Origin of the sequence: Streptomyces sp. CBMA29, assembly GCF_014596445.1 — a bacterium.
GTDB lineage: Bacteria > Actinomycetota > Actinomycetes > Streptomycetales > Streptomycetaceae > Actinacidiphila.
Map to the genome: position 1 here is coordinate 115,816 of NZ_MECL01000057.1, position 11,114 is coordinate 126,929.

General features: G+C 71.7%; 9 protein-coding genes. 2 read left to right on the forward strand and 7 right to left on the reverse strand.

Features of this window, described 5'->3' with window-relative positions; all coding sequences use genetic code 11:
- Positions 1-48: 48 nt before the first annotated feature.
- The 3 genes from BGM09_RS08420 to lepA form a co-directional block, all read right to left on the reverse strand.
- Complete coding sequence (locus tag BGM09_RS08420) at positions 49-2,046, reverse strand: SpoIIE family protein phosphatase (RefSeq protein ID WP_411158278.1); 1,998 nt, start codon at positions 2,044-2,046, stop codon at positions 49-51.
- A gap of 162 nt (positions 2,047-2,208) precedes the next feature.
- Positions 2,209-4,092 carry an AMP-dependent synthetase/ligase gene (locus BGM09_RS08425; RefSeq protein WP_188280820.1) on the reverse strand — a complete coding sequence of 628 codons (1,884 nt, stop codon included), beginning with the start codon at positions 4,090-4,092 and terminating at the stop codon, positions 2,209-2,211.
- Positions 4,093-4,221: 129 nt separating this feature from the next.
- Positions 4,222-6,093, reverse strand: coding sequence for a translation elongation factor 4 (lepA, locus tag BGM09_RS08430; RefSeq protein ID WP_411158279.1), 1,872 nt, complete (start codon positions 6,091-6,093; stop codon positions 4,222-4,224).
- Between the two features lie 275 nt (positions 6,094-6,368).
- Between lepA and rpsT the strand changes: the two genes are divergently transcribed.
- Positions 6,369-6,629, forward strand: coding sequence for a 30S ribosomal protein S20 (rpsT, locus tag BGM09_RS08435; protein ID WP_188280821.1), 261 nt, complete (start codon positions 6,369-6,371; stop codon positions 6,627-6,629).
- Between the two features lie 235 nt (positions 6,630-6,864).
- Here rpsT and holA read toward each other — a convergent pair whose 3' ends face one another.
- Positions 6,865-7,851 (reverse strand): DNA polymerase III subunit delta, encoded by a 987-nt coding sequence (holA, locus tag BGM09_RS08440; RefSeq protein ID WP_188280822.1) that lies wholly within the window; start codon positions 7,849-7,851, stop codon positions 6,865-6,867.
- Positions 7,852-7,911: 60 nt separating this feature from the next.
- On the opposite strand from holA, the gene BGM09_RS08445 reads away from it, so the two are divergent.
- Positions 7,912-8,151 (forward strand): hypothetical protein, encoded by a 240-nt coding sequence (locus tag BGM09_RS08445; RefSeq protein WP_188280823.1) that lies wholly within the window; start codon positions 7,912-7,914, stop codon positions 8,149-8,151.
- A gap of 19 nt (positions 8,152-8,170) precedes the next feature.
- On the opposite strand, the gene BGM09_RS08450 is transcribed toward BGM09_RS08445, so the two are convergent.
- The 3 genes from BGM09_RS08450 to BGM09_RS08460 form a co-directional block, all read right to left on the reverse strand.
- Entirely contained in the window at positions 8,171-9,499 is a 1,329-nt protein-coding gene (locus tag BGM09_RS08450; protein ID WP_188280824.1) for an MFS transporter, read from the reverse strand.
- The gene (locus tag BGM09_RS08455; RefSeq protein WP_223186498.1) at positions 9,496-10,128 is read right to left on the reverse strand and encodes a winged helix-turn-helix domain-containing protein; all 633 of its coding nucleotides are present in this window, start codon (positions 10,126-10,128) and stop codon (positions 9,496-9,498) included. The genes BGM09_RS08450 and BGM09_RS08455 overlap by 4 nt, the downstream gene beginning before the upstream one ends.
- Positions 10,129-10,186: 58 nt before the next feature.
- Positions 10,187-11,114: ComEC/Rec2 family competence protein (locus tag BGM09_RS08460; protein WP_188280825.1), on the reverse strand; the 928-nt coding region annotated here is incomplete at its 5' end.

Sequence of the window (11,114 nt, forward strand, 5' to 3'; positions counted from 1 at the left end):
CTGAATCCGTACGGTCCCGGCACCGCTCGGGTCCCGGGTCCGGTGCGGTCACACGGCCTGGAGGACCAGCAGCGCCAGGTCGTCGGCGGGCGGCGCGTCGTCGTACTCGTGGACCGCGCGCCTGATGCGTTCCGCGACGGCGACGGCGTTCAGCCCGACGCAGCCGCCGAGCGCCGCCGCCAGACCGTCGTCGTCGTCGAACTGCCGGTGGCCGCGGCGGCGTTCGGTGACGCCGTCGGTGACGCACAGCAGCGTCTCGCCGGGCGTGAGGTCGAAGGACTCGCAGTCGTACCGCGTGTCGTCGCCGATGCCGAGCAGCATCTGCGGGCGCGCGGCCTCGCGCACCCGCCCGTCCGGGGTGAGGACCAACGGCAGCGGGTGACCGGCCGAGGCGAGCGTGCAGCGGGCGCCGCGGCCTGTGGCGTACGGCACGATCTCGCCGTAGAGCAGCGACAGGAAGCGGGCCTGGCCGCCCTCCCAGTCGCCGGTCTCGCCGATCAGGGCGGTGGCGGCCTCGTCGGCGAGCGCCTTGTTGAGCCGGTCGAGGACGTCGGGGACGCCGTAGCCCTCGCGGGCCAGCAGCCGCAGGACCGGGCGGGCGATGCCGGTCAGCGAGGCGGCCTCGGGGCCGTTGCCGCAGACGTCGCCGAGGGCGAAGCACCAGCGGCCGTCGCCCGCGGGGAACAGGTCGTAGAAGTCGCCGCCGACCCAGTCGCCCGCGGTCGGCTCGTACACCACGGCGTGGTCGACGCCGGGGATACGGCCCGCGGCGGGCGGCAGCAGGCCGCGTTGCAGAACGGTGCTGATCATCGCCTGGCGGGCGTACTGCCGCGCGGTGTCCACGGCGAGCGCGACCCGGCGCCCGAAGTCCTCGACCAGGCCGACCACCTCGCCCGGCAGACCGAGCAGGCCGGTGCGGCCGAGCAGCAGCGTGCCGTGCCAGCGCCCGGCGGCGACCAGCGGTACGGCCAGCGCGCCGCCGTGCTCCCACCTGTCGTCGGTGGCCGGCCACGGCCACGGCATGGCGCCGCCGAGGCGGGTGCCTGAGCGCAGGCCCGGCGGGGGCGGGGACTTCTCCAGTACGGCGCGCAGGCCGTCGATACGGTGCTCCGCGCCGTGCCAGACGCTGGACAGCCGTGGCCGCCCGCCGGTCCCGTAGAGCCAGACCGCGCACCAGTCCGCGAGCCGCGGCACGAGGAGCTGGGTCGCCAGCACGGCCACGTTGTCCTCGTCGAGCTGGCCCGCGAGCAGGTCGGACGCCTCGGCGAGAAAGGACAGGGAGCCGCGGTTGATCCAGTCGGAGTCCGCTTTTCGGGCGGAGCCGGCAGGCGCGGGCGCGAGGATCGCGGCGGCCCGCAGGTCGCGCCGGAGCGGCTCCTCGCGCCCTTCGCTCCCGGCGGGCGGGGGCGGCTCCTCACCCCCGGCGGGCGGGGGCGGGCCGGTGAGGTCGAGGCGGTACCAGACGGTCTTGCGGTCGCGGCGGTAGCTGATGCCCCAGGCGTCGGACAGGGCGGCGACGAGTTGCAGGCCGCGACCGCCTTCCCTGTGGTCACCGGGGTCCGGCCGGTCGTCGCCGCGCAGCACCCGTGCCGGGTACTGGTCGGACACCTCGATCACCAGGCCGGGCTCGCGCGACCCGCTGTCCCCGAACGCCTCCGCCGCCGCCTCCGCTCTCGTTTCCGCTCTCGTTTCCAGCCGGCACAGGACGTCCACGGTGGTGCCCGCGTGGATCACCGCGTTGGTCACCAGCTCGCTGACCAGCAAGATCGCGTCGTCCACGACCTGTTCGGCGAACGCGGCGGCCTCCGGCAGGCCCTGGCTCGTCCAGTCGGCGAGCGCGGCCCGCAGGAAGCGCCGGGCGGCGCCCGCCGCGAGCTGGTTGCCGGGCAGCGTGGTGCCGACGGCGGTGCTGGTGCTGATACCGGTGCCGGTGCTGGTACCAGTGCCGGTGCTGGTACCAGTGCTCGTACCGATATCGGCGCCGGTACGGGTGCTGGCGGTACGGGTGCCGGTGCCCTCGCGGGGGCGTGGCGGGTCGAGCCTCACAGGCGGCTCCCGGGGATGCGGCGACAACGCACACACCGTGACACACGGAACCCGTCCGAACGCGCCGCGTGACCCCCGGGATCCCCCGAACCGGTCCCCGCCCCGCCAACTGCGCGCGCGGCGCGCCCGCGAGGGGTACCCTGCGCGCCGCCCGTGGCGGGCTTACGCCTCGCGCGCTCCGGCGTACATCTCCTCGATCAGCGGGGCGAATTCGCGCTCGACGACCGGGCGCTTGAGCTTCAGGCTCGGGGTGAGGTCGCCGTGCTCGATGTCGAGGTCACGGGGCAGGACACGGAATTCGCGGATCTGCTGCCAGCGCTGGAGGCTGTCGTTGACGCGCTGGACGTAACCGGCGATGAGTTCGCGGACCTCGTCGGTGCCGACGACATCGGCGTAGGAGCGGCCTTCGAGGCCGTGCTCCGCGGCCCAGACGAGAAGGGTGGGCTCGTCGAGGGCGAGCAGCGCCGTACAGAAATTCCGGCCGCCGCCGACGACCAGGACATTGCTGACGAAGGGGCACACCGCCTTGAACTGTCCCTCGACCTCGGCGGGCGCGATGTACTTGCCGCCCGAGGTCTTGATCAGGTCCTTCTTGCGGTCGGTGATCTTCAGGAAGCCGTCGGGCGACAGCTCGCCGATGTCGCCGGTGTGGAACCAGCCGTCGGACTCCAGCACCTCGGCGGTCTTCTCGGGCAGCCCGTGGTAGCCCTGCATGATGCCGGGGCCGCGCAACAGGATCTCGCCGTCCTCGGCGATCCGGACCTCAAGGCCGGGCAGCGCCTTGCCGACGGTGCCGGTGCGGTACGACTCGCCGGGGTTGACGAAGCTGGCGGCGCTGGACTCGGTGAGGCCGTAGCCCTCCAGGATGTGGATTCCGGCGCCGGAGAAGAAGTAGCCGATGTCGGGGGCGAGCGCGGCCGAGCCGGACACGCAGGCGCGCAGCTTCCCGCCGAACGCCTCGCGGATCTTGGCGTAGACGAGCTTGTCGGCGAGCGCGTGCTTGGTGCGCAGGCCGACCGGCACGGTCGGGACGCCGGTCAGCCGCATGCTGCTCTGCGCGGCCTTGGCGTACTCGCGGGCGACCTCCGCCGCCCACAGGAAGATCTTGTACTTGGCGCCGCCGCCCGCCCTGGCCTTGGCGGCGACCCCGTTGTAGACCTTCTCGAAGATCCTCGGCACGGCGGCCATATAGGTCGGCTGGACGACCGGCAGATTCTCGATGATCTTGTCGACGCGGCCGTCGACGGCGGTGACGTGGCCGACGGTGATGTGCCCGGCGGTCAGCACCTTGCCGAAGACGTGCGCGAGGGGCAGCCACAGGTACTGCACGTCGTTCTCGTCGAGCAGCCCGATCGCCTCGATGGCGCGCGCCATGTACGCCCAGCAGTCCTGCGGCAGCCGTACGCCCTTGGGGCGGCCCGTGGTGCCGGAGGTGTAGATGAGGGTGGCGAGCTGGTCCTTGGTGATGGCGGCGACGGCGTCGGTGACGGCGGCCGGGTGCTGCTCCAGGTAGGCGGCGCCGCGCTTGATCAGCTCGTCGAGCGACAGCACCCAGCCGTCGCCGTCCGTGTCGGCCGCCCCGGCCGCGTCGATGACCACGACATGCGTCAGCTCGGGGAGCTCGGCCCGGCGCTCGCGCGCCTTGGCGAGCTGCGCCGCGTTCTCCGCGATCAGGACGCGGCTGCCGGAGTCGGCGAGGATGAACGCGGTCTCGTCGGCGTTGGTGCTCGGGTAGACGGTGGTGGTGGCAGCGCCCGCGCACAGGATGCCCAGGTCGGCGAGGATCCAGTCGACCGAGGTATTGGAGGAGATCGCCACCCGCTCCTCGGGCCGGATGCCGAGGTCCATCAGGCCGGCGGCGATGGCGTGGACCCGCTCGGCGGCGGCGCCCCAGGTGAGCGCCTGCCAGGTGTCGGGACCCTGGCCGCTCTCGGACGGGACCGGGAAACGGTACGCCTCCGCGTCGGGGGTCGCCGTCACGCGCTCCAGAAAGAGCGTCGCCACGGAGGGCGGCCGATTCTCGATCAACGTCTGTGTGTCGGTCACGACAACCTCCGGGCCCGCGCCTGTGTTCTTAACTCACCAGTAACCTACGTCGGATCAGGGTAGAGGGCCGACGCCCGGCGCGTAAGAGGGGAAGGCCCGCCGATTGCCCCGGATGCCCCGTTTACCTCACTACTTCTTGGCCTTCGACTCGCCCTCGGAGTCGGTCGACAGGACGGCGATGAACGCCTCCTGCGGCACCTCCACGTTGCCGACCATCTTCATCCGCTTCTTGCCTTCCTTCTGCTTCTCCAGCAGCTTGCGCTTGCGCGAGATGTCACCGCCGTAGCACTTGGCCAGCACGTCCTTGCGGATGGCGCGGACGGTCTCGCGGGCGATCACGCGGGCGCCGATGGCGGCCTGGATCGGCACCTCGAAGTTCTGCCGCGGGATCAGCTCGCGCAGCTTGGCCACCAGCCGGACGCCGTACGCGTACGCCTTGTCCTTGTGGGTGATCGCGGAGAAGGCGTCCACCTTGTCGCCGTGCAGCAGGATGTCGACCTTGACCAGGTCGGCGCTCTGCTCGCCGGTGGGCTCGTAGTCGAGCGAGGCGTAGCCGCGGGTCTTGGACTTCAGGTTGTCGAAGAAGTCGAAGACGATCTCGGCCAGCGGCAGGGTGTAACGGATCTCGACCCGGTCCTCGGAGAGGTAGTCCATGCCGAGTAGCGAACCGCGCCGGTTCTGGCACAGCTCCATGATCGCGCCGATGAACTCGGTGGGCGCCAGCACCGTCGCCCTGACCACCGGCTCGTAGACCTCGGCGATCTTGCCCTCGGGGAACTCGCTGGGGTTGGTGACCGTGAACTCGGTGCGGTCCTCCATGACGACGCGGTAGACCACGTTGGGCGCGGTCGCGATCAGGTCGAGGCCGAACTCGCGCTCCAGGCGCTCACGGATCACGTCGAGGTGCAGCAGGCCGAGGAAGCCGACGCGGAAGCCGAAGCCGAGGGCGGCGGACGTCTCCGGCTCGTAGACCAGCGCCGCGTCGTTGAGCTGGAGCTTGTCCAGCGCCTCGCGCAGCTCGGGGTAGTCGGAGCCGTCCAGCGGGTAGAGGCCGGAGAACACCATGGGCTTGGGGTCCTTGTAGCCGCCCAGCGCCTCGGTCGCGCCGCGGTTCAAGGTGGTGATGGTGTCACCGACCTTGGACTGCCGTACGTCCTTCACACCCGTGATCAGATAGCCGACCTCGCCGACGCCGAGACCGTCGTGCGGCTTCATCTCGGGCGACGAGACGCCGATCTCCAGCAGCTCGTGGGTGGCGCCGGTGGACATCATCTTGATCCGCTCACGCTTGCCGAGCCGGCCGTCGATGACACGGACGTAGGTGACCACGCCCCGGTAGGAGTCGTAGACCGAGTCGAAGATCATCGCGCGGGCGGGCGCGTCGGCGACGCCGACCGGCGGCGGCACGTCCTGGACCACCCGGTCGAGCAGCGCGTCCACGCCGACGCCGGTCTTCGCCGAGACCTTGAGCACATCGGACGGGTCGCAGCCGATGAGGTTGGCCAGCTCCTCGGAGAACTTCTCCGGCTGGGCGGCCGGCAGGTCGATCTTGTTCAGCACGGGAACGATCGTCAGGTCGTTCTCCATCGCCAGGTAGAGGTTGGCGAGGGTCTGCGCCTCGATGCCCTGCGCCGCGTCGACCAGCAGGACCGTGCCCTCGCAGGCGGCCAGCGACCGCGAGACCTCGTAGGTGAAGTCGACGTGGCCCGGTGTGTCGATCATGTTCAGGATGTGCGTGCTGCCGGTGCCGTCGCCCGTGGTCGGCGCCCAGGGCAGCCGGACGGCCTGCGACTTGATCGTGATGCCCCGCTCGCGCTCGATGTCCATCCGGTCGAGGTACTGGGCGCGCATCTGGCGTGCGTCGACGACGCCGGTGAGCTGGAGCATCCGGTCGGCGAGGGTGGACTTGCCGTGGTCGATGTGCGCGATGATGCAGAAGTTGCGGATCAACGCCGGGTCGGTACGGCTCGGCTCCGGCACATGGGAAGGGGTCGCGGGCACGCAGGGTCCATTTTCTCGGGTCGGGCGGCGGGTCGGGCGGCAGGTAGGGCGGGCTGGTCGCTCGGGGCGAGCGGGGCTGGCGTAAGGGCTATCGTCCCATGGTTGCGGGACCGGCACCGGTTTGGGCCGTCCTGTGAACGGCTGGTAGCCTGGAGCACTGTGCCTCGTGCCCTCTAACCCGAGGCACCTGCTCGTTTCAGTGCCCAGCAGTAAACCCGAGTAGCAAACCCCAAGCAGCAAACTCAAGCATCAATCGAACCTGAGAAGGCTCTTTCGTGGCGAACATCAAGTCCCAGATCAAGCGGAACAAGACCAACGAGAAGGCGCGCCTGCGCAACAAGGCCGTCAAGTCCGAGCTGAAGACCGCGATCCGTCGCACCCGCGAGGCCGTGGCCGCCGGTGACGCCGAGAAGGCCACCGAGGCCGCTCGTCTCGCCGCCAAGAAGCTCGACAAGGCCGTCAGCAAGGGCGTCATCCACAAGAACCAGGCCGCCAACAAGAAGTCGGCGCTGGCTCAATCGGTCTCCGCTCTCTGATCTCCGCTCTTTCGATTCATCGCGGGCAACCGGACCCAGCGGCCCCTCTACCGCCCGGACCCGCACTTCGCACCACCGCGGTCGCGCACGATCTGCGTTCGCCACGCGGGCGCGACCGCACCCAGTGAGAGCACTGACTTCGACCGCCCGTCCGGGACTCCCGGACGGGCGGTTCTGTTGTACGAGGGCTGCCGTACGAGGACTGCTCACGAGGACTGGGCAGTCCGGTCTCCGGTCAGGAGCGGGCGCGGGATGCCTGGGCGATGGTCACGACGGCCTTCTCCAGGGCGTAGGCGGGGTCGGCGCTGCCGCCCTTGACTGCCGCGTCGGCCTCGGCGACGGCCCGCAGGGCGGTCGAGACGCCGTCCGCGGACCAGCCGCGGATCTGCTGTCTGACCCGGTCGATCTTCCACGGCGGCATGCCGAGGTCCCTGGCGAGCTGGCCGGGGTTGGCGCCGCGCGGCGCGGAGGCGAGCTTGCCGATGGCCCGGACGCCGGAGGCCAGCGCGAAGGTGATGCCGGGCAGCGGCTGGCCGACGGACAGCGCCCAGCGCAGCCGCTCCAGCGCCTCGGCGGTACGGCCGGTGACGGCGAGGTCGGCGACCTCGAAGCCGGTGGCCTCGGCGCGGCCGGTGTAGTAGCGGGCGACCACGGCCGCGTCGATGGTGCCTTCGATGTCGGCCACGAGCTGCGCGCAGGCGCTCGCCAGCTCTCGCAGGTCGCTGCCGATCGAGTCGACCAGGGCCTGGGTGGCCTCGGGCGTCGCGGAGCGGCCCAGCGTACGGAACTCTCCGCGCACGAACGCCAGCCGGTCCGCGGGCTTCGTCATCTTCGGGCAGGCCACCTCGCGTGCCCCGGCCTTGCGCGCCGCGTCCAGCAGCGCCTTGCCCTTGGCGCCGCCCGCGTGCAGCAGGACCAGCGTGATCTCCTCCACGGGCGCGGCCAGATACGCCTTGACGTCCTTGACCGTGTCCGCCGACAGGTCCTGCGCGTTGCGCACCACCACGACCTTGCGCTCGGCGAACAGCGACGGGCTGGTCAGCTCCGCCAGCGTGCCCGGCTGGAGCGCCTCGGGGGCCAGGTCCCGCACATCGGTGTCCGCGTCGGCCGCGCGGGCCGCCGTGACGACCTCGCGCACGGCGCGGTCGAGCAGCAGGTCCTCCTGGCCCACGGCGAGCGTGAGCGGAGCGAGCGGGTCGTCTGAAGCAGTCTTCCTGGCCATCGTCGCCCAGCATCCCACGGGGGTCGGACATCGCCGGACCGCGTCGGGGACACTGGTGCGGTGAGCGACGTACGACATGTGCTGGTGCTGCCCGATCGCGAGGCCGCGGAGGAGGTCGCCGAGCTGCTGACCGCGCGCTTCGCCCCGCGCGAGGAGCCGCGCCTGGTCCGGGACGCCCTCGCGGGCGAGGACGACGCCGAGGACGCCCAGTGGCTGGTGGTCGTCGAGGACAGCGACGGCGGTCTCGACCCGTCGGCGCTGGACGCACTGGCCGCGGAGTTCGAGGGCTGGCTGGAGTAGCGGCGCCGGGTGCGCGGCCCTACGCCGCTGCCGCCGTCTTCTGATCCGCCGCCGCATCCGTTTCCACTTCCGCATCCGTTTCCGCTTCCGCTTCCGCTTCCGCCGCCGGGTCGGGCTCCTCGTCGGGGAGTTCGCGTAGGCGGGGTATCGGCGAGGGCAGCAGCCACAGCACGCTGAGCAGGCCGCCGACGGTGGCGATCCACAGCGTCGGGCGCAGCCCGATCGCGCTGCCGAGGGTGCCGCCGACGAGCGCGCCGAGCGGGCGGACACCGTAGTTGACGGTACGGAAGGCGCCGCTGACCCGGGAGCGCAGGGCGTCGGGTATGACGGCGCTCTGGAGCGAGGCGTTGGCGATGTCGAGCAGCATCAGGCCGAAGCCGGAGGCGAATTCCGCGGCGAAGAAGGCGGCGAGCAGCATCGGGGTCGGCCCGGACGCCAACGGGATCAGGATCAGCGGTGCGGGGAACCCGACGAAGCCGAGGACCGCGGTCGGGCCGACCCCGATCGCCCGCACGATCCGTCCGGTGAGCACCGCGCCGATCACGCTGCCGACCGCGCCCGCGCCGATGACCATGCCCAACAGCCCCGCATTTAGGCCGAGTTGATTGACGGCGTAGAGGATCACCAGGGTGTGGAAGACGAAGTTGAAGAAGTTCACCGTCGCCGCGGCGGCCACCATCGACCGCAGGACACGGGAGCGGAAGATGAAGCGCAGCCCCGCCGTGAAGTGCCCTTTGCGCGGCGGCGCGGCCGGTGGTTCCACCGGGGCTATCCGCGCGAGCAGCGCGGCCGAGACCAGATACGAGCAGGCGTCGGCGAGCAGCGCGAGCGGGGCGGCGAGCACCTGCACGAGCAGGCCGCCGACGCTGGGGCCTGCCACGAACGAGAAGGCCCGGCTGCCGCTGGTCAGCGAATTGCCCCGCACATACTCCTCGGGGCGCACCAGCGACACGAACAGCGTCGCGTTGCAGACGTCGAAGACCACGGCGAGCGTCCCGACCGCGAAGGCGACCGCGTAGAGCTGTGCCAGGGTGAGCGCCCCGAGGGCGTAGACCACCGGGAGCGAGACCATCAGCGCCGCCCTCAGCAGGTCTGCGGCGATCATGGTCTGCCTGCGCCGCCCGCGCCGGTCGGCCCAGGCCCCGGCCGGGAGCGAGAACAGCAGCGCGGGCAGCAGGCCCGCCATCGACAGCCAGCCCATCTGGGCCGCGTCGGCGTGCAGCACGAGGACTGCGGCGAGCGGAATGGCCAGGAAGGTGATCTGGTCGCCGAGCACCGAGACGGTCTGGCCCGTCCAGTACCGCCGGAAGGGCCGCTGCCTGAGCAGTTCCGGCACCACGGCGATCACCTCTCCTCGGGGTCGGGCTCCGGAGGGCGGCCGTCCTCGGGGCGCTCGGGGCGCTCGGGGTCGACGTAGCCGATCTGGAGGTAGGGCACCCGCCGGGCGCCCTCGGGGCGGCGGGCCGGGTCGTTGATCCGGTCGGCGTACCGGGCCAGGAGCGCGTCGATCTCCTCGCCGAGCGCGGTCAGTTCGTCGGGTGTCACGTACAGGGACGTGTCCGTGAAGCGCTCGGCCTCCTGCCACTTCCGGGGCAGTGCGCCGCGCGTCTCGATGGCCCGGGTCATCCGGTGGAAGTAGTTCTCGGCGACGGCGACCGTCAGCGCCTCGGCCGCCGACGCGACCGCCGTGTCCTCGGAGTAGCCGGGCCAACTCGTGAACTCGGCCGTGGCCCGCCACGGCTTCTCCCGCCCGGGGCCGGGCGGCGCCTCCTCCACCAGGCCGTACTTGGCGAGTATCCGCAGGTGGTAGGAGCAACTGGCGACGGATTCGCCGGTCAGCTCCGCCGCCCGCGTCGCGGTGAACGGCCCCTCCCTGCGGAGCAGCCCGACGAGCGACATCCGTGTGGGGTGCGCGTAGGCGCGCAGGGCGCGCGGGTCGGTGAGCTGGACCTTGGACTCCATCGGCTTGTCCTCCATGTATCTAAAGCTATCTTTAGAAAGCTTTGCTTACAAGCATTTCTTTACAAAGAAACCTTTATGTTCCTGGCCCCTTCCCCGCTTTCCCCGCCACGCTCGTCCGCAGCTCCCCCCGCCCGTCCTCGGCCACCGCGATCGACCCGTCGGTATCCGTCCGCAGCACCACCGCCCCCAGCGCCCGCAGCGCCGCGACCGTCCGGGCCGCCGGGTGACCGTAGGGGTTGTCCGCGCCGACCGAGATCACCGCGAGCCGTGGCCGCACCCGGTCGAACAGGTCCTTGTACTGATACGCCGACCCGTGGTGCGCCACCTTCAGGACATCGACCCGCGGCAGATCCGGCACCTGCGCCAACAGCCGCTCCTGCGCGGCCGGTTCCAGATCGCCCATCAGCAGCAGCGTCAGACCGCCGGTACGGACCAGCAACGCCACACTGGCGTCGTTCGGCCCGTTGTCGGGCAGCGCCGCCGCGCTGGGCGGCGGCCACAGCACGCGCCACTCCAGCGGGCCGAGACCGCGCCGCTCTCCCGCCGCCGCGAGCACCATCGGCACCCCGGCCGCCGCCGCTTCCCGCCGTACGGCCGCGGCCTGCCGCGGCGGCTCGCCCAGCACCGTCGTCTCGATCGCGCCCACCCTGCGGCCCCGCAGCACCCCCGGCAGACCGTCCACGTGGTCGGCGTGGAAGTGCGTCAGGATCAGCAGCGGCACGGAGGTGACGCGCAGGTCGCGCAGACAGCGGTCGACCTTGTCCGGCTCGGGCCCCGCGTCCACCACGACCGCCGCGCCCGGACCCGCCGACAGCGCCAGGGCGTCGCCCTGCCCGACGTCGCACATCGCGAACCGCCAGCCGCCCGGCGGCCAGCCCGCCACGAACCTCGGCAACTCCACCGGCCGCACCAGCGCGAGCAGCAGCAGGAACGCGCACACCACGCACAGCCACGGCCTGCGCCGCAGCACCCCGCCGCCGACCACGACGGCCGCCGTCAGC